The organism is Rhodanobacter sp. FDAARGOS 1247, assembly GCF_016889805.1.
In the GTDB taxonomy this organism is placed as follows: Bacteria; Pseudomonadota; Gammaproteobacteria; order Xanthomonadales; family Rhodanobacteraceae; genus Rhodanobacter.
The window spans coordinates 635,030-654,733 of sequence record NZ_CP069535.1 but is presented as its reverse complement, the minus strand read 5'-3'; the positions used below and the strand labels follow the sequence as shown (position 1 = coordinate 654,733).

The 19,704-nt window shown below is 63.9% G+C and carries 12 protein-coding genes; 2 read left to right on the top strand and 10 right to left on the bottom strand.

What is annotated here, in order from left to right:
- Window positions 1–25: 25 nt before the first annotated feature.
- From I6J77_RS02810 to I6J77_RS02800, 3 genes are read right to left on the bottom strand one after another with little or no spacing between them, the layout of a single operon-like run.
- Window positions 26–3,145, bottom strand: coding sequence for an efflux RND transporter permease subunit (locus I6J77_RS02810; RefSeq protein ID WP_239309168.1), 3,120 nt, complete (start codon window positions 3,143–3,145; stop codon window positions 26–28).
- The gene (locus I6J77_RS02805; RefSeq protein ID WP_204110490.1) at window positions 3,142–4,317 is read right to left on the bottom strand and encodes an efflux RND transporter periplasmic adaptor subunit; all 1,176 of its coding nucleotides are present in this window, start codon (window positions 4,315–4,317) and stop codon (window positions 3,142–3,144) included. The genes I6J77_RS02810 and I6J77_RS02805 overlap by 4 nt, the downstream gene beginning before the upstream one ends.
- Entirely contained in the window at window positions 4,314–5,870 is a 1,557-nt protein-coding gene (locus I6J77_RS02800) for an efflux transporter outer membrane subunit (RefSeq protein WP_239309166.1), read from the bottom strand. Before I6J77_RS02800 ends, I6J77_RS02805 begins: the two co-directional genes overlap by 4 nt.
- A 222-nt stretch (window positions 5,871–6,092) precedes the next feature.
- On the opposite strand from I6J77_RS02800, the gene I6J77_RS02795 reads away from it, so the two are divergent.
- Window positions 6,093–6,710: a hypothetical protein gene (locus I6J77_RS02795; RefSeq protein ID WP_239309164.1), complete on the top strand. Its 618-nt coding sequence runs from the start codon at window positions 6,093–6,095 to the stop codon at window positions 6,708–6,710.
- Window positions 6,707–7,015 carry a hypothetical protein gene (locus I6J77_RS02790; RefSeq protein ID WP_204110488.1) on the top strand — a complete coding sequence of 103 codons (309 nt, stop codon included), beginning with the start codon at window positions 6,707–6,709 and terminating at the stop codon, window positions 7,013–7,015. Before I6J77_RS02795 ends, I6J77_RS02790 begins: the two co-directional genes overlap by 4 nt.
- Before the next feature lie 219 nt (window positions 7,016–7,234).
- On the opposite strand, the gene I6J77_RS02785 is transcribed toward I6J77_RS02790, so the two are convergent.
- From I6J77_RS02785 to trpE, 7 genes are all read right to left on the bottom strand, one after another.
- Window positions 7,235–9,931, bottom strand: a complete 2,697-nt coding sequence (locus I6J77_RS02785) for a DEAD/DEAH box helicase family protein (protein WP_204110487.1) — start codon at window positions 9,929–9,931, stop codon at window positions 7,235–7,237.
- Window positions 9,928–10,989, bottom strand: a complete 1,062-nt coding sequence (locus I6J77_RS02780) for a virulence RhuM family protein (protein WP_239309162.1) — start codon at window positions 10,987–10,989, stop codon at window positions 9,928–9,930. Before I6J77_RS02780 ends, I6J77_RS02785 begins: the two co-directional genes overlap by 4 nt.
- Complete coding sequence (locus tag I6J77_RS02775) at window positions 10,986–12,740, bottom strand: site-specific DNA-methyltransferase (RefSeq protein ID WP_204110486.1); 1,755 nt, start codon at window positions 12,738–12,740, stop codon at window positions 10,986–10,988. The genes I6J77_RS02780 and I6J77_RS02775 overlap by 4 nt, the downstream gene beginning before the upstream one ends.
- A gap of 3 nt (window positions 12,741–12,743) precedes the next feature.
- The gene (locus I6J77_RS02770; RefSeq protein WP_204110485.1) at window positions 12,744–15,062 is read right to left on the bottom strand and encodes a hypothetical protein; all 2,319 of its coding nucleotides are present in this window, start codon (window positions 15,060–15,062) and stop codon (window positions 12,744–12,746) included.
- Entirely contained in the window at window positions 15,059–15,235 is a 177-nt protein-coding gene (locus I6J77_RS02765) for a hypothetical protein (protein WP_204110484.1), read from the bottom strand. The genes I6J77_RS02770 and I6J77_RS02765 overlap by 4 nt, the downstream gene beginning before the upstream one ends.
- A gap of 43 nt (window positions 15,236–15,278) precedes the next feature.
- The gene (locus tag I6J77_RS02760; protein ID WP_204110483.1) at window positions 15,279–18,134 is read right to left on the bottom strand and encodes an SNF2-related protein; all 2,856 of its coding nucleotides are present in this window, start codon (window positions 18,132–18,134) and stop codon (window positions 15,279–15,281) included.
- Window positions 18,135–18,206: 72 nt separating this feature from the next.
- On the bottom strand, window positions 18,207–19,679 hold the full coding sequence (trpE, locus tag I6J77_RS02755; RefSeq protein WP_204111375.1) for an anthranilate synthase component I: 1,473 nt from the start codon (window positions 19,677–19,679) through the stop codon (window positions 18,207–18,209).
- Between the last annotated feature and the right edge of the window lie 25 nt (window positions 19,680–19,704).

Genomic DNA, 19,704 nt, shown 5'->3' with positions numbered 1-19,704 from the left:
AAGCCCGAGCCTGCCGGAAGTGGCCTCACACTTCCAGCCGGTCGCCCGGCCGCGCCACCAGCGAGTACAGCGCCGGCATCAGGAACACGCTGATCAGCAGGCGGGTGAACAGGCCGCTGACGATGACCAGGGCGAACGGCCGCTGCGTGTCGGTGCCCACGCCGGTGGCCAGCGCCGCCGGCAACAGGCCCAGCGCCGCCACCAGCGCCGTCATCATGATCGGGCGCAGGCGCAGGATCGCGCCTTCGCGGATCGCCTCGGTCACCTCGACACCGTTGCGGCGCAGCTCGTTGACGTAGGAGATGTACACCACGGCAGTCTGCACCGAGACGCCGAACAGCGCGAGGAAGCCGATCCCCGACGACACCGAGAACGGCGTGCCGGTCAGCCACAGCGCGATGATGCCGCCGGCCGGCGCGGACAGCACCACGCCGAGCACGGTGATGAACGGAAACTTGAAGTTGCTGTACAGGGTGAACAGCAGCAGGAAGATCAGCCCCACGGTGAGCGGCACGATCAGGTTCAGCTGCGCGCGCGAGGCGGTGTATTCCTTGTACTCGCCGCCCCAGTCCAGCCGGTAGCCCCGCTGCAGTTTCACTTTCGCATTGACCTGGGCGATCGCGTCCTCCACCGCGCCGGCCAGGTCGCGTCCTTCCACCGAGAACTGCACGCCGATGTAACGCGAGTTGTCCTGCCGGTAGATGAAGGAGGCGCCGTCGGTCACCGCGATATCGGCGAATTCCTTCAGCGGCAGCTGCTGGCCGCCGGGCGTGGCCACCAGGATGTTGCCGATCGCCTCGGCGTTGTCGCGATACTGCCGGTCCAGCCGCACCACCAGGTCGAACTGCTTCTCGCCCTGGATCACCTCGGTCGCCACATCGCCGCCGATGGCGGTCTGGATCAGACCGTTGATGTCGTCCACGTTGAGGCCGTAACGGGCGATCGCCGCGCGCTTGATGCGTATGCTGAGGCTGGGCTGGCCGAGCTCCTGCACCAGGGTCACGTCGCGGATGCCGCGCACCTGTTCCAGCACATGCTTGATCGCCTTGCCCCTGGCCTGCAGCGTGTCGAGGTCGGGGCCGAACACCTTCACCGCCAGCGCGCTCTTCAGGCCGGTCTCGGCCTCGTCCACCGCATCCTCGGCCGGCTGGGTGTAGTTGAAGGTGATGCCGGGGAAGCTCTGCAGTTTCTGGTTGATCGCCGCGGTCAGCTCGGCCTTGTTGCGGTATTTTCCGGTCCACTGTGAATACGGTTTCAGCCCGACGTAGAACTCGACGTTGAAGAAGCCGGTGGAGTCGGTGCCGTCGTCGGGCCGACCCAGCTCCGAGGCCACCGTGGTGACCTGGGGGAACGAACGCAGGATGTCGCGGATCTGCGGGGTGATCTTCGCCGACTCGTCGAACGAGATGGTGTACGGCATGGTCGCGCGCACCCACAGCGCGCCCTCGTCCAGGTGCGGCATGAACTCCGCGCCGATGCGCGGGATCAGCAGCAGCGATAGCCCCAGCAGCAGGGCCGAGGCGATCGTGGTGAGCCACACCCGGGCCAGGCAGAAGTCCAGTCCCCGGATGTAGACCGACCTGATCGCCTCGAACGCGCGGTTGCGCCGCTCGCGCACGCCCTTGCGCATCAGCCAGGAGCACAGCACCGGCAACAGGGTCAGGGTGACCACCAGCGAACCGACCAGCGCGAACACCATGGTGTCGGCCATCGGCTTGAACAGCGTGCCGGACGGGCCGGACAGCACGTAGATCGGCAGGAAGCTGACCACGATCACCGCCACCGCGTAGAACAGCGGGCGATCGACTTCGGCCGCCGCGTCGCGGATCACCTCGATCAGGTTGAACTTCGTGCCTTCGCGATCGGCGAGCTGGCGGTGGATGTTCTCCACCATCACCACCGCCGCGTCGACCAGGATGCCGAAGTCGATCGCGCCGATCGACAGCAGGTTGGCCGAGGCGCCCTGCAAATCCAGCCCGATGAAGGCGACCAGCAGGGACAGCGGAATGGTCACCGCCACGATCAGGCCGGCGCGCACGTCGTAGAGGAAGAAGATCAGCACCACCACGACCAGCAGCATGCCGCGCAGCAGGTTGTCCCTGACCACCTGGGTGGTCACCGCGACGAGATCGCTGCGGTCGTAGAACGGATGGACCTTGATGTCCTTCGGCAGGATCTGTTCGTTGAGTTCCTTCGTCTTCGCCTCGACCCGCTTCAGCACGTCCTGGGTCTTCTCGCCGGTGCGCAGCGAGATCACGCCCTCGACCGCGTCGTTCTGCTGCTCGAAGCCGAACTGGCCCAGCCGCGGCGCGACGCCGATCACCACGCGGCCGACGTCCTTCACCAGCACCGGAGCGCCGTCGTGCACGGCCAGCACCACGTTGCCGATGTCCTCCAGCGTCTGCAGCCGGCCCACGCCACGCACGTAGTAGAACTGGCCGCCCTGCGCGTAGAAACCGCCGCCGGCATTGCCGTTGTTGGCGGCCAGCGCGGCCTGCACCTGCTGCGCGGTGAGCCCGACGCCGGCGATCTTCGCCGGGTCCAGCAACACCTGGTACTGCATGCTGCCGCCGCCAAAACCGGAGTCGTCGGCCACGCCGGCCACGGCGCGGTACTGCGGCTCGACCACCCAGTCCTCGAAGGTCTTCAGCTCCATCGGCGAGCGGTCGGAGCTTTGCAGCACGTAGCGGTAGATCAGGCCCGACGGCGACGACAGCGGCGACACCGATGGCTTCACCCCGTCGGGCAGGTCGAGGTCGCCGAGCCGGTTGAACACCTGCTGGCGCGCGAAATAATTGTCGGTGCCGTTGTCGAAGGTGAGCGTCACCACCGACAGGCCGTACAGCGAAATCGAGCGGACGTTGTCGGTTTTCGGAATGCCGGTCATGCCCTGCTCGGCCGGCACCGTGATCAGCCGTTCCACTTCCTCGGCGGTGTGGCCCGGCCATTGGGTAACGATCTCCACGCTGGGCGGCGACAGGTCGGGATACGCATCCACTGGCAGCCGGTGCAGCGCATGCACGCCCGCACCGATCAGCACCAGCACCAGCAGCGCCACCAGGAAACGCTGCGCCAGCGAGGCGCCGACGAGCCGGTTCATCAGCGACGCCGCGCGCGGCGGCATGGGCGGCAGGTGCTCGCTCATTGGTTTTGCATGAACTGCACGAAGATGCCGCCGTCGACCACGATGCGGTCGCCGGCCCGCAGGCCTTCGCTGATCAGGTAGCCGTCGCCGCTGCGCGTCCCCGTGGTGACATGGCGGCGCGCGAAGCTGCCATCGTGCTGCAGCAGGTAGACGAACGGCAGGTTCTCGTCGTCGCGCAGCAACGCCGAGGCGGGAATCCGCAGGCCTTCGCCGGCCTGGCGCGACTGGATGCGCACGCGCACGTACATCTGCTTGCGCAGCATGTGGTCGGGATTGCGCACCACGATGCGCGCAGCGATCGCCCGGGTATCCGGGTTCACCACCGCGGCGATGTTGTCCACCGTGCCAGGCCACTCCTCGCCCGGCGTGCCGGCATCCACCTGCGCCGGATCACCGACCCTGATCCCGGCCAGTTCCGCCGCCGACAGTTGCGCCATCACCCACACCTTCGACAGGTCGGCCACGGTGAAGCACGGCGTGCTGCCGGCCTGCAGCAGCTGCCCGGGAGTGATCAGCTTGTCCACCACGGTGCCGGCGATCGGCGCGCGGATGACGCCCTGCACCTGCGTCACCGTGCGACCGGCCTGGATCGCCTTGATCGTGGCCGCATCGACATCGAGCGCCACCAGCGCCTGCAGCGCCGCATCGCGATCGGCCTCGGCGCTGGCCGCATCGATCTGCGCCTGCTCGGCTTCGCGCCGCGACACGCCTTCGTGTTGCAACAGGTCCTTGTCGGCGTCGGCCAGCCGCCGCGCGTTCCGCGCCGTGATCAGCGCCTTGCGATAGCTGCCGATCGCCGCGGAAAAGTCCGGCGAATCCACCAGCGCCAGCGGCTGTCCCTGGCGCACCTTGTCGCCCGGCGCGACCAGCAGCCGCGCCACCGGGCCGGAGAATGGCGCCAGCACGCTGGTGGCCTGGTCGTTGTCGAAATCCACCACGCCGGTGGTGTCGACCGTGCGATGGAAACTCGCCGGCGCCAGCGTGAGCAGGCGGATGTGCTGCCGCTGTGCCGCGGTCATCGTCACGTTCTTCGGCGTGTCGGCCGCCGCAACCTGCGGTGCGGCGGATTTCGAGGAACAACCTGCCACGCCGATGAGCATGCCCAGCGCGAGCAGGCAGGCCAGGCGAACGGGCGGCGTGCGATGCGCCACCGAAGAGGATCTGCTTTTCATCGATGTCCCGGGTTGTGCCTTGGCTGATCCGAAGAAGCGTCGTCCGCATGCCACCAGCCGCCACCCAGCGCCTGAAACAGCGCGGCAGTGTCGGCGTAGCGACTGGCCTGCGCCTGCACCAGCGCGATGCGCGCCTGCTGGTAGCCCTGCTCCGCGGAAAGCAGCGACAGATAGCTGGCGTAGCCGGCCTGGTACTGGCGTTGCGACAGGTCCAGGGTGAGCTTCGCGGCCTGCTCCGCGCCGGCCGCGGCTTGCAGACCCTCGGCGTCGTGCTGCAACGCTGACAGCACGTCGGCCACGTTCTGGAACGCGGTCAGTACCGTGCCCCGATACTCCTCGGCGGCCTGCGCATAGGCAGCCTTCGCCGCCCGTTCCTGATGCAGCAGGCTGCCACCCTGGAAGATCGGCGCAGCCAAGTCCGCGCCCACGCTCCAGAAGCCGGTGCCGGACTTGAACAGCTGGTTGATCGCCAGCGCCGTGCTGCCCGCGTTCGCGCTCAGCGAAATGTTCGGCAACCGGTTGGCGATGGCCACGCCGATCTGGGCGCTGGCCGCATGCATGTTCGCTTCGGCCTGGCGCACGTCGGGACGTTGCGCCACCAGCGTCGAAGGCAGGCTCAGCGGCAACGCCTGCGGCAACTGCAGGGCGGCGAGATCGAACGACGGCGACGACGCCTGCTCCGGCAACTGCCCGGCCAGCACCGCCAGCAAGTGGTTCTGCTGCTCCAGCTGGGTCAGCAGCGGTGGCAGGCTCGCCTTGACCTGCGCCAGCTGCGCTTGCTGCGCGGCCAGCTCGAGCCCGCCGGCATAACCCTTGTCCCGCTGGTACTGCAGGATCTGCACCATGTGGGCGTTGATCCCGACCAGTTCGCGCGTCGCCGCGACCTGCGCCCGCAACGACGCCTGCTGCACGGCCGCCGCCACCACGTTGGTGCTCAGCGTGATGCGCGTGGCCAGCATCTGGAAACGCACCGCCTGCTGCTGCGCCTGCAGCGACTCCTGCGTGCGCCGGTTGAGCCCGAACACGTCCGGCACATACGACACGCTGACCTGCGGGGTGAACAGGTTGTACAGAAACGCGTTGTTGCTGGGCACCGGCGCCAGCGCGCCGGGCGGGTCCTGTTCGCGGCTGGCCGACACGCCAGCGCTGACGCTGGGGTAGCGGGCGCCGCGTCCGGCCAGGGTCGTTTCGCGCGCCACGTCCAGCGCGGCCTGCGCCGCCTTGAGGTCGGCGTTGTGCGCCAGCGCCTGTTCGAACAGCGCGTTCAATGCGGTGGAATGGAACAGCGTCCACCACTGCGCGGGAATGTCCGCGCCGGCGACGAAATGTTGCGCCCGGCCGCCGGCCACGTTCGCGCTGGCCGTGCTGGCGGGCAGCGGATCTGCGGCCACGCTGTCCATCTCCGGCGCGGACGGCCGATGAAAGTCCGGCCCCACCGCGCAACCGCCGATCGCCAGTGCGGCGATGGCCGCGACAAGCAGCCGCCCCGGGGAACGCACCCGCCCGAACATCGCAGCCGTCACTTCGACGGCACCGGCAAGCGCTCGAACCACGGATTGTTCATGCGGACGCGTCTGCACGGAAAGATCGGGGCCGCAACGATATAACGTACCAAGCCGTGGCGAAAGCCTGCAAGAAATTACGTCGAATCCGCTTGTCAATTGCGGACCGCCCGCCTAACGTGGCGCATCTCCCGGCCACGACCCGGACCGAGAACCCGCACCATGACGGACCTTGCGTGCCCCGTATCCAATGGCTCCCCGACCTGGGGATGGGTGGATCTGTTCGCCTGGAAGCTGGTGCCGGAACGACTCGGCGGCGGCATACCCTTCATCCAGCGTTTCAAGGATGCGTGGGTCCGGCACAACCGGAAATTGATCACCTCGAACGCGGCGCAATACGCCATGCCAGCCGAACTTCTGGCAGGCGTGTGCTGGATCGAGGTGGGCGGCGATCCCGACTCCATCGATCGGGTGGCCTTCGACGTGCGCTCGTTCGACTGGAGCGGCCCGGACTGGATTGATCGGCACCTCACGGTGACCCATCACCCGGCCAGGACATCGTTCGGCTCGGTCAGCATGCAATTGCGCACGGCATCGCAGACCCTCGGCATGGACCCGGCCCGGATGTCGCACGCACAGTTGAGCAACCTTGCGGACTGCCTGCAGAAGGATGTGTTCAACATCGCACTGGTCGCCCGTCACCTGCGCATGCTCATCGATCACGACGGACTGCAGACGCAGCCGCCCGCGCTGGGCATGGATGAGGTTCGCATTGCAGGAGCCCGCTACAACCGCGGCATCGGCCTGAGCCTGGAGCAGATCCGCAAGAACACCAGCTACGGCGATTTCATCGTGAAGTTCTGGCCCCGCTTCAGCGGCCTGCTCAAGTGAAGCCGGCAACGCCCCGATTTTTCGCCAGAATCGCCGCGTGGGCGTTGTTCGCGTGGGGCGCGCTGGTGTTCCTTGCCCTGCCCGTCCATCGCTACGACTGGATGCAGCAGATGGATCCCTCGATCACCGCGCCGCCGGATGCCGGCTCGGACAACGGCGCGATGTTCGCGCTGCTTCTGCTGGTTGCGATCGTGGTCAGTCAGCTCGCCTTGATGGCGACGGCGAAGTCGCGCCGGGAGAGAGCCATTGCCATAGTGGCTGTCGTCGTCGCCTTCTTGCTGTGGACATCAAGGTATTGGCGCTAGCAGCGTCACCTGTCGGCCACAATGCCCAGACGCACCATGACGCGCGAATGGAAGCGCGCCTGACCGAACACAGCAATTGCGGTTGCAGATGTGGACAAACGATCAATAACGACAGTGTAAAGGTCTGTGGAGACTCCTTGCAGGTCTCCACCGCTCGTTAAAGTATGCGAAGCCATCTTGGGCCACGCGGACGCATTGCGGTGCGGTCCGCTGCCACGATCATGCCTTGACTGCATGCCGGACATAATCGTTCCATCGCTTTGATTCAAGCACTTCGTCATGTGGGATCAGCAAATAGCACCAAGGCTTGGAGCCAACTTGCGCTGCATAGTCCGTGGCATGTCCGCACCAACGCAAGGCTGCTTCGGCCTTGGCGGAGACCTCAATTGAGGTCATGTCGTCCCGAGCTTTGGTTTCCACCATGAAGATGGTGTCAGCCATCTCGGCCACGAAGTCCGGCACGTATTCGGGCTGCTCGATGCCCAGTTTGTAGTAGATCTGGAATTGCCGCTTGGCCGGCTTGAACCACTTGAGCGCATCTCGCTCCAGGATCACGGCAAAGCGCCGCTCGGAGTCCGAATCGAATTTCTGCAACGGGTAAAGGCAGCGGGAAAAGCCGCCAAACAGCATCTGCTTGATCCGCCCCACTTCCTTCGGGGTTTCGCGAAAATGCTGCACCGGCTGGTTTTCCGCGACGGTGTAGGTGCTCGGGCGCAGCCCGGTAAACCCGCGGCTCACCTGAACCTCGTACGAGGTGGCGCGTGTCCAGAAGTGCTTCAGCATCTGCGCGTGAATCTCGCCGGCGATCAACTTGCGGCTGCCATTGAGCACACTGCGCGCCTCGAACTCCGACAGGTAGCTCAACAGGTGCCGCACCATCTGTCCGGCCAAGTCGTACAGCAAGTCGGCGTGGGCCACGTAGTCGATGTCGTCGTAGTCCACCAACGCGTGGACGATGTAATTCTCCAGCCGCTCTTCGTGAAAGCCCTGCTCGGCCTCCATCGTTTCCTGCGCGTTGGTATGGAGGTTCTGGATCACGATCTCGCGCTCGCTCGGCTGCAGGTGCAGCGAAGCAACATCTAACGTGAATGGGTGGAAGCCGGTGCTGACTTCCCCCTTGGGCACTACCGCGATGCGCGGGATGTCGATGGTCTGGTCGATCAGTATCCGCGTGGTCTTAGCCACCACATCGTTCAGATCGATCGCGGGCTCCGGCAACAGCGAGGACTGCATCGGCTTGAGTCGCTCGGCCACCTTGGCGGCAATCTCGCGCTGCACTTCAGGCGTCATCAGTGCACCGCTGGTCGGCACCTCGGCGCCACGCACCTCGTAGGTGCCGATCACATCCATCACCATGCGCGCCGCCCTGCGCTCCGGTTCGGTGGTGAACACGGGCGCTGGCGGCACTTCCGACTGATCGACGCCGACGGCAGGCGGCTGGTGTGTCGGTTCGGCCAATCCCAGCCGCTCGTCAACACTAGCCGGTACCTGCACGCTGGTCTTGCGCTCGTCCCGGCCCTGTGCATCCAGAATGAGCTGCTTCAGGCGAATCGGCGAATCGCCACGATTGGCCTCATCGATGATTTCCTGGAACTTGTCGTGCGCCACGATGTTGAGCCGGTCCACCGCCGCCACCCCGGTGCGCTTGCCGTACGGCAGGCGCAGGCCGCGCCCGATGGATTGCTCGATCAGCGTGCGGGCATTGGCCGCACGCAGCGGCACGATGGTGTACAGGTTGGTGACGTCCCAACCTTCCTTGAGCATGTTCACGTGGATCACGATCTCGGTCGGCTCGTCCACACTCTCCACCGCCAGCAGCCGCGTGATCATCTCCTCCTCGTCCTTGCCGGACTTGCTGGAATCGACCTGGATCACCTTGCCCGCATAGCGACCCTCGAAAAATTCCAGCGACTCCATCCATGCCAGTAACTGACCCGCATGAGTGGTATCGCGGGCGATCACCAGCATGAACGGCTTGACCACCGGCACGTCGTTCTCACGTGCGTAGGTCAGCAGCTCCACCTTGGTCGCCTCGTGCAGGCGCACGCCGTCTTCCAGCTTGATCTTCTCGATCTCTTCCGGCGTGTGCGCCCGCGCATCGAAGTTGCGTTGGGTGACCGCCGCAGGCTCCTTGACGAAGCCGTCGTCCATCGCCCGAGCCAAGGGGTAGTCCATTACCACGTTCTTGAACGGCACCGGCCCGCGGCTGGACTCCACGAACGGCGTTGCCGTCAGCTCCAGCCCGAACAGCGGCTTGAGCTCGTTAATGGACCGCACGCCCGCGCTGGCGCGGTAGCGGTGCGACTCGTCCATCAGCATCACCAGGTCGTCCAGCCCGGCCAGATAGTTGAAGTAGCTGTCGCCAAGCACCTCGCGCATGCGCTTGATGCGCGGCTCCTTGCCACCGCGCACCTCCGAATTGATCTTGGAGATGTTGAAGATGTTGATCGTCACCGGCGACAGCAAACCCAGCGAACTGCCGCGCTCCTCGTAGTTGTCGCCGGTGATGATCTCCGGCGACTGCTGGGCGAACTCGGCAATGCCCTTGAACACGTACTTGGACGTGTTGGGGGTGAAGTCCGCAATCAGCTTGTTGTAGATGGTGAGGTTGGGCGCCAGCACAAAGAAATTGTTGATGCCGTACGCCAAGTGCAGATAGGCGACAAACGCACCCATCAAGCGGGTCTTGCCCACGCCGGTGGCCAGGGCGAAGCACAGCGAGGGAAAGTCGCGCTCGAAATCCTGCAGCGTGGCGAACTCCGTCTTGAGCGTCGCTAGCACCGCATCGAGATCACGCTCGTGCGAGCGCATGCCAGGGGCGGCGTCCAGCGCCTGCGCGAGCCGCGCCAGCGATTCGGCCTGCGGCGGGCGCAGCGACAGCCGCCCGGCCACGTAGTGTTGTGCGCGTGCGCTCATGCCTTGTCCTCCCTGTCACCACCGCCCGCTCTTCCGCCGCGGCTTCTTTTCAGCGCATCCAGCTTTTTGGTAGCCTCGTCGAAATCCCGCTCCACCGCCGACGGCTCGTTGATCCTGCGTTGGCGGAGCCGCTCGAATTGTGTATTGGCGAACTCCAGCGCCTGTTCGTGGCTGATGCGCCCGGCGTGGGTCAGGATCTCCCGATCACTCAGCCGCAAAAAGTCGTCCAGCTTGGTGATCCAGTCGGCCATGGTCATCAGCTTGCGGTTCAATGCCTGCAACTCGGCAAACTCCAGATACGCGGTGACGATGCGGTTCAACGCTTCGAGCTCATCCGCATGCAGATAGCTCTTGGCGACGCGCGCGTCCGCTTTGCGAGGGGCGCTACCCGTCCAGTTGGTCATGCCGCCGTTCGGCTTGTCGCCATCGGCGCGGGCCACGATCAGCTCGGCGGCGGTGTGCCCGTGCGCGGCCCAGTGCATTTTGTTCTGCACCGTGGCAAAGAACTGCTGGCTTGCCTCAGCCGAGGCGTCGTAGTCGACGCTGGTGGCGTAGATCGCCAGCACCTTGCGCCAGAACATCTTCTCCGAGGAGCGGATATCGCGGATCGTCGCCAGCAGATCTTCGAAATAGGCATCGTCCTGACCGCGCTTCAGGCGCTCGGCATCAATGCTGAAACCCTTGACCAGAAACTCGCGCAGGTGCGCCGTGGCCCATTGGCGGAACTGGGTGCCGCGCGGCGAGCGCACCCGGTAACCCACGGCCAGAATGGCGTCGAGGTTGTAGTGCCGCAGGCGTCGCGACACCTGGCGCGCGCCTTCCTGGCGAACTTGTAAGTAATCCTTACAGGTTGCCGCCTCGTCCAGCTCACCCTCGGCGAAGATCGCCTTCAGATGCAAGGTGATGTTCTGCGGCGAGGTGTCGAACAGCTCACCCATCTGCGCCTGGGTCAGCCACACCGAGCCGCCTTCCAGCCGCACCTGAATGCGCGTCTGCGCATCCTCGGTGCGGTAGAGGATCAGCTCGGATGCCGGCGCCTCTTCGTCCTCGGCGCTCATGCTTCGTCCTCAGCCGCCGCGTCGCCGAACAAATCCGGCTCCGCATCGGCCGCACGCTTCGCGCGGCGTTTGACCCCTTTGGATGCCGACGGACCCGGCTCGAGTTCTGGCTCCGCCATCGGCAGATTCGCCACGTTGAGGCTGTAATCGTCATGCCCCCACTCACAGCGGCTCAGCACCATCTTGGGGATCTTCTTCAGCGTCAGGTTGGGCCAGCGCCCCACCGCGGCAGCGGCGGTCACGCCATGGAACGCGGCGCAGCACACCAGCAGGCTGCGCTCGACGCCCACCTCCTCCGCCAGCGCCTCCAGCTGCTCGGCCGACAGGTTCTGCGTGGTGACGCAGATGAAGTCACGCTCGCTGGAATGGCCGTGCTGCCACCACAGCGTTTCCGACGGTGCGTAGGTGAAGCCCTCCAGCTTGCACAAGGCTTCGGCCAGCTGCGTGGCGTTATAGGCCGGGTTCACCACCGGATTGCCCCAGTGGTCGTCGACGATCAGGCTCGGCGCCACCCGGTAATAGCGGAAGCCACCGCCGCCGCGCCAATTCACCGCCTTGCTGATACCACCCTGATCCTCGCCATTGATCACCTTCTTCAGGCGCGGAATGATGTGCGTATGACAGTGCTCGCCCAGCTCCACCATGATCCAGCGCCGGCCCATCTTGTGAGCGACCGCGCCGGTGGTGCCGGAGCCGGCGAAAGAATCGAGGATCAGGTCGCCGGGATTCGTGGCGATATGGATCACGCGATATAGAAGCTCCTCTGGTTTCGGCGTTTCGAAGAAAGCTTTCTCTCCGAACAAGCCCTCCATATGCGCAGAAGCGTGCTGATTGAGACCGCAATCCGACCAGATCGAAGGGGCTGTCATCCCCTGCTTTGTTTCAAACTTGAAGAGCTTACGCATGGGGGTCGAAGCTGTACCCTTCGCGCCCCAAAACAGACGACCATCAGCCTGAAGTCGCTCCATCTCTTCTTTACGATGACGCCAGCAAGTTCCTTCACGTGGCCAAACATCCTTGCCGGTGTAAGGATTACGAATTGGATAAAAAAGGCTCTCTACGTATCGCCCACCCTTGCCGTTGGCTGTGGTATCGATCTTGCGGAAAGCACCTCGATGATCGGGCCCACTAGGTTCAGTGAAGACTTGGTACTGCGCGTCGGCCTTTTCCGTCCGCGGCATTAAATTAAATGCTTCCTCAGCCGCGGTCTTCTTGCTATTTCCCGAACGAGTCTTGGCCCACACCAAAACGTGGTCATGTATGGAACCAATTTTTCGATCATTGGGCGGTCCGTCGCGTTTTTGCCAAGACAAATCAGCGACAAAGCAACTGCGCCCGAACACCTCGTCGCCAAGCACTTTTAAGTAGTGCGCCTCGTTGTCATCGATGGTTATCCAAAGTGAACCGTCGTCGCGTAGCAGGTTACGAATGATTTCTAGGCGATCTCGGATAAGAGACAGCCAAATTGAATGCTCCAACCCATCGTCATACTGAGCGAACGCGCTACCCGTGTTGTACGGCGGATCGATAAAGACACACTTCACCTTGCCGGCGAACTCCTGCTCCAGCGCCTTCAGCGCCAGCAGGTTGTCGCCGAAGATCAGTCTGTTGTCGAACAAGTCATCCTCGCTCACTCGCTGCGCCGCGTGATACGACCGCTCCGGCTCCTCCAGCAGAATCCGCGGCTCCAGCTTCGGCCGCCTCTCCTTGCCGATCCAGGTGAGTTCCAGTTTTTGCTTGTTTACTGCCATGTCTCAACTCGGTTTCTGAAGTGGGTGCAAACGGCGCGTCTCGCCGCTTGTCGCCCAGTAACTGCCTGATTTGTTGCTTCGCGGCCAGCCGGCTTCGGGATCGACAAGCGCCTCGGCCAGTGCCAGCACCTCGCCAGCGAACATCATCGCATCGTTGTCGGGCAGGCCGAACGACGCGGTGTTGAAGTGGCAGCCAAAAACGTTTCTCGCCTGGGCGATGCTCTCCAGCTTGTCCAGATGGGCAGCAAGCGGCCTGGCGGTGTAGGTAACGGCGCCCAAGGCATCCTCTTCTCGATGCTCGACGCACAGTGCCGACCTCAGTTTCTTGTCCACCGCCGGCAGTAGATCACCCAGCGTGTAGTTGCCATCCAGCCGGCGCGCCACGCGGCAGCCGTAAAGCAGGGTCAGGAAATCCAGTACGGCCTCGAGCACCACTCCCGCCTTTGAGCAGACCACCTGCACATCCGGGCGCGACTCGGCCAGGGCGAGCCGCAGCTTCTCGATATCGGGCACGCTCTTGGTGAGCGAAATGCCCTTATCCATGGACCAGCGCGTCAACTCCACGAACTGGCACTGGCCGTTCCTCAAGAAGCCCCAGCGGTACTTCTGGCGCCATGGGCCGTAGTGGGTGGCTATCACGCAATGCCTGAAACGTTTCGCTTCGTCATAAAGCATGTCGATAACCCGGTCCACGTGCGGCTCATCCACACTGCCCAGAACGTCGTCCAGCACCAGAATGGTCTCCGCGGGGAGCTCCCGCTCGGCCAAGGCGAGGAAGACACACAACCCGAGCGTGTCCAGATGCGAATCGCTGAAGTACGCTTGCGGCGGTGCATTGTGCATGCCGCCAAAGTCGGTCGATATTTCCAGGGACGCACGCTTGGCGGCGTCCAGTTCCAGGCTGATCTTGTTGAGCCCCTCGCCAGGATGCACGAGGTCGTACAACTCGCCGACGCGTGTCGCGATGGCGGCGAGAATTCCATCGGTAAATTTCTTGCGCTCCTGCTCGACCACGGCCAGCGTACGCTGAAGTGCCGGCAGAAGCGTCTCAAGCTCTCCTGCCAACTGCTCGTTCAACTCCAGCGCTTCGAGCGAGGTGCGCAACGTGGTGACGAACTTCTTCGCATCCACGCACTCATCCGACGCCTCGCGCCATTGAGCGACAAGCGCAGCTTGGTCATCCAGCCATGTCTGCCACTGCGCCAGATCGGCAGGAACAGGGAATGCGGGGCAGGCTGTACCGGCAGGTAGTTCGTTGTGCTTGCAGCTGGCCTCCAGTGCCGCCGCGTCATTTCGAGCGGATTGTTCCAGATCGGTGATGCGCTGCATCGCCTGCTGGACCTCACGCTCCTTGGCGTCGACCTGGCTTTTCGATTCCTTCAGCTTGCCTGCCAGATGCTGCGCATTGACACGCCGATCCACTTCGGCGGCTAGTCCAGCCGCCTTTTCACTGCTTTCGCAAAGGGGGCAAACGGCGGGGTCCGGGTGCTGTCTAAAATGACGTTGCGCCGCCTGCAGGATGTCCAGCACGGCAAGATAGTCGCTGGCGGCCTCCTCGTTGATTGCAGCCAGCGCGGCCTTTGCCCTGACCAGCTCGTCTGACGCTGCCTTCAGTTTGCCGGCGAGCATTTGGTGCTTTAGTGGAAATTTTGAAACCGGCTCCCATGTGGCAATTAGGCCGTCTATCGCCACTCTGCGTCGATCAATGTCGGCGGGGTCCTTCTGAATCTCAAGCCCAGCCCACGCGCGTGCATCGGCCAAGGGCTTGCCTGCGGCCAGCCAAAATCGCTCGATCTGCTCCCGATTTTCGTTCACCCGCGTCAGCGCTGTCTGCTGTTCTCGCACGACCTCCAGGATCAGCTTCCGGAGGCTGCTTTCGGAGTCCTCCACACCCGAGACATCGATGAACCGACTGATGGCGCCATAGCGTTCGGCGGGTTTGGCCTCCACTAGGCCAAGTATCTGGCTCCTGCGCAGCACTTCTACGCTCGGCCTGTGCTCATCCGGGATTACAACCACATCCTTTTTACCGATCGTAGCAGTGCAGTCACCCGATGACGTAGACAGGGATACTTTGATATCAATCGGCAGCTTGCCGACTGACTGCCAGTAACGCTTGGTCGTCCCTAAGCCACGGCCGTCCAACGACCCGACGTTGCCGTTGCCCAATAGATCGAAGGCATCGCACAGAGTGGATTTTCCGGTGCCGTTCTCACCGTAGACGATGGTGAGCTTCTTGCCCTTTTCGAATGAAAAGGAAAACGGCACAACAGAGCCACGGAGGTGTTCTACCGTCAGCTGAAGCAGCGCGCCGGCGCTCACAGGCTCACCTCTTTCGCGGCGGCCTTCTCAGCGATAAGGCGCCAGTCTTCGGCCTTCATTTTCCCGGAGGCCAGTTTGGCTTCGTAGCGCTGCGCATCTTCCGGCAGGAATAGCCCCTGCTCGACCAGCACTGGCATTACCTTCCCTGCAAGCTCTTCCGATAGCGTTTTCACGATCCTTCCCCTGTTTCCATGTGACCGGCGATTCACTCCAAACCTAGCGCAGCTCCCATGCGACGAGAAACGACAGTTCCTGGGTCACTTTCTGCTGCATCTGCTCTTCCAACTGCTCGATCAGCGCATTGCGCCGCGCTTCCACTTCATCCTGCCGTTGGAACAGCTCACGCCGCAGCTTGCTGCGCTTCCCTTCCAGCTCACGCTGCGCCTTCTGCTGTACCAGCTTCTGCTCCAGCGTAGCGGCAATCGCAGCATGGCGTCGGGTCTCCTTGATCTGTACATCGACGGCCTTGATCTCCTGCTCAAGCCCCAGTTTCAGATCATCCGCCCATGCATCGAGCTTCTCTACTTCCTGCCCGAAATAGCCGAGGTTGCGCTCACTGATACCCTGCATCAGCGCGTGCGTGCGACGCTCGACCTCCAGGTCGAGTGCTGCGTCGCCCGGACCGAACAGGCCCGCCGGCTTCATCTCCGCCGGGAGCCGCAACAGCTTTTCCGGGTCGCCCTCCTCCAGCGCCACGCCGCCGGCGGTCACCGCCGCCACGACCAGGTGAGCCTCTTCGCGGCCGAGCGCCGTGACGCTGACACGGTGAACGCTGAGCCAACCGCTCTTGCCGCGAAACGGCTCCAGCGTGGTAATCCGTTTGCCGTAAGCGTCGTAGTCGAACACCAGGTGGGCGCCCTCCAGCTCTCGCTGTTTGGCTCGATCGATCAGCCATTCGGCCAACGGGTGCCCGAGGCGATACAGATGGGCCTCGCCGCTGCGACGGGGTAATTCGTAGCGCCCTAGTTCCACGCCGCGCAGATTGGCATCGGGCAACTGACGTAACACGAATCCACCCGCTTCGAAGTTGGCGCATTCGGCCAGTTCGGACTCAGTAAGCGCCATCAGCATCTGGCCGTAACGATCCAGCGTGTTGGTGCTGTCCTCGGCACGCAGGCGCAGCTTGTCGTGGACGTCTTCGTCGAAGTTTTCCAGCAGGATCTGGCGCGTCCTGACCATCTGCTCGTTGATCTCGCTCGAGAGATCGAGCTGCAGCTGTTCGAAGCTGGCGCGGATGGCCTCCGGCTCGCGGCAGTTCCGGTAGATGTCGGCAATGCGACGCTCGAAATCTACGCCTGAGCCGATGGCCCCAAGCACCTCGTCGCTGGCACCGAACACACCTTCGAACAACTGGAACTTGCGCGACAACAGCTCGTAGACGCGCGCGTCGGCCTCGTTGGAGCGATCGACGAAGTTGACCACCACCACATCGTGCTTTTGCCCGTAGCGATGGCAACGACCGATGCGCTGTTCGATGCGCTGCGGATTCCACGGCAAGTCGTAGTTGATGACCAACGAGCAGAACTGCAGGTTGATGCCTTCGGCACCCGCTTCGGTGGCGATCATCATGGTGCCATTGTCGCGGAAGTGCTCGACCAGGGCGGCGCGGGTGTCGGCGGTGCGTGACCCGGTGATCTTGTCGGTGCCCTGGTGGCGATCGAGCCATGCCTTGTAGATTGCCTTGGCGCGGGAGTCGCTGTTGGTGCCGTTGAACAGCACGATGCCGTCGCCGTAGGGCGTATCGGCGAGCAGCGACAGCAGATAGTCCTGAGTTTTGCGCGACTCGGTGAAGATGATCGCCTTGCGCGCAGCGCCCAACCGATTCAGTTCGGCGAAGGCCTTGTCCAGCGCGATGAGCAACGCCCGGCCCTTGGCGTTTTCGCGGATGCCGGTGGCCAGTGACTTGAAATGGCGCAGCTCGGCCATCTCGCTGGCGATGGCTTCGCGCTCCTGCACGGACGGCGGCGCCTCGCTGACGCCATCCGTGCTCCACTCGTCGGCGGTCTCGTCAAGCGACTCGTAGTCCTGATCCAGGGCTTCGCTCAAATCGACTTCAGGCGCCTCGTCCAGCACGCCCTGCAGCCGATTAGCCATAGTATCGAGCGCACCGGCAATAGCATGGGATGACGAGGCCAGCAATTTCCACAGCACTAGCGAAATCAGCTGGCGCTGGCCGTCCGGCAACGCTTTCAGGCTGGGGCGGCGCAGGTAGTCCCCCACGAGACGAGAGAGCTCCTGCTCACCCACCGACGGGGTGAACTCCTGCAGGATCGCGCGCCGCGCGGTGTAGGACACGTATTGCTGCACTTGCCTGCGCAGCGTGCGCTTGCAAACACTGCCGAGACGACTGCGTAGGCTGGCCAGTGCACCTTCACTGGGCTGGCTGAATTGCGAGCGAAAGCTGTCGAGATCACCGAAGACACGGTCGTCGATCATGCTGACCAGGCCGTACAGCTCCAGCAGGGTGTTTTGCAGCGGCGTGGCAGTGAGCAACACCTTGGCCCGCACATGCGTCAGCGCGTCCTTGATGGTACGGGCGATCACATTGCCTTTCTTGTAGACGTTGCGCAGGCGATGTGCCTCGTCCATCACTACCAGATCCCAACCGATGGCGGCGATGTCGTCCGCCTTGGACTTGGCGAACTGGTATGAGCAGATGACAAGACGATCAGGCGAATCGAACGGACTTTGGGCCGTCTGCTTGCGCATGGCGCTATAGTTCTTGCTCTCCAGCAGTATGCCGTCGAGCGCAAATTTCTCCTGCAGCTCCTGATGCCACTGCTTGCGCAGGTTGGCAGGCACGATGATCAGGATGCGGCGACGACGCTCAGCCCAGCATTGGGAGATGACAAGCCCGGCCTCGATAGTTTTCCCCAGCCCCACCTCATCGGCCAGGATCACCCCCTGCGACAGCGGGTTCTGGCAGGCGAACAGTGCGGCATCGACCTGATGCGGGTTCAGATCGACGCTGGCGTCGAACAGCGACTGGGAAATACCGCCGATGCCGTCGGCATCCTCACGGCTGGTCAGTGCGTGAGCATAGTAATTGGCTTGGTGAGGCGTGATCTGCATATTTTCTTATCGCCTTCCCAGTCAAAAATGGGCTTTCCTCGCATCCATCGGTAACGAGCGACTTCTGAAAAACTATAGCCCTTTCGCCGCCTGCGCCACCGCGCGGAACAGTGCGCGACCCTTGTTCATCGTCTCTTCCCACTCCGCCGCGGGGTCGGAGTCGTAGACGATGCCGGCGCCCGCCTGCACGTGCAGGCGGCCGTTCTGGATCACCGCGGTGCGGATCGCGATGGCGGTGTCGGCGTCGCCCCACCAGCCGATCCAGCCGATCGCGCCGGCGTAGATGTTGCGCTTGTACGGCTCCAGTTCCTGGATGATCTCCAGCGCGCGGATCTTCGGCGCGCCGCTGAGCGTGCCGGCCGGGAAGGTGGCTTTCAGCACGTCCATGTAACTCAGGTTCGGCTTCGCCGTGCCCTGCACCTGCGAGACGATGTGCATCACGTGCGAGTAGCGCTCGATCACGAACGATTCGCTGACTTCCACCGTGCCGTTCTCGCTGATCCGGCCGATGTCGTTGCGGCCCAGGTCGATCAGCATCACGTGCTCGGCGCGTTCCTTGGGATCGGCCAGCAGCTCGGCTTCCAGCGCCTGGTCCTCCTCTTCGGTGGCGCCGCGCTTGCGCGTGCCGGCCAGCGGACGCACCACCACCTTGCCGTCCTTCAGCCGGGCGAGGATTTCCGGCGAGGAACCCACGATCTGGGTATCGCCCAGGTCGACGAAGTACATATACGGCGACGGGTTCAGCGCGCGCAACGCGCGGTACACGTCGACCGGTCGCGCGTTGAAACCCACGCTGAGCCGCTGCGACGGCACCACCTGGAAAATGTCACCGGCGCGGATGTATTCCTTGGCCTTCTCGACCATCGCCTCGAACTCCTCCTTCGTGAAGGAGGATTTGAAATCGCCCTCGTCCAGCGCGACCGACTGGGTCAGCTGGGGGTACGACGCGCCGCCCTGGCGCAGCCGGTAGACCAGCGCATCGAGCCGGCGCTGCGCCTCGGCGTACGCCTGCGGCTGCGACGGATCGGCGTGCACGATCAGGTACAGCCGGCCCTTGAGGTTGTCGAATACCGCCACTTCCTCGGCCAGCATCAGCAGCACGTCGGGCGTGCCCAGCTCGTCGGCACGATCCCACTGGGCGAGCCGGGGCTCGATGTAGCCGATCGTCTCGAAGCCGAAGTAGCCGACCAGGCCGCCCGAGAACGCGGGCAGCTGCGGCAGCCGCGGCACGTCGTACTGCGCGCGCAGCTTCTCGATCTCGCCCAGCGGATCGTCGAGGTGGCGACGTTCGGTGACCTCGCCGGAGTCCTCGACCTCCAGCTCGTGGCCGCGCAGGCGATACACCCGCTTCGCCGGCAGGCCGATGATCGAATAACGTCCCCAGGTGGCGCCGCCCTCGACCGATTCGAACAGGAAGGTGTACGGGCCATCGGCCAGTTTCAGGTACACCGACAGCGGCGTGTCGAGGTCGGAAAACACCTCGCGCACCAGCGGTATGCGCGTGTGGCCTTGGGCAACCAGCGCGTCGAATTCGTCCCGGCTGATTTTGTCTGGGGAGATCACGTGCTCA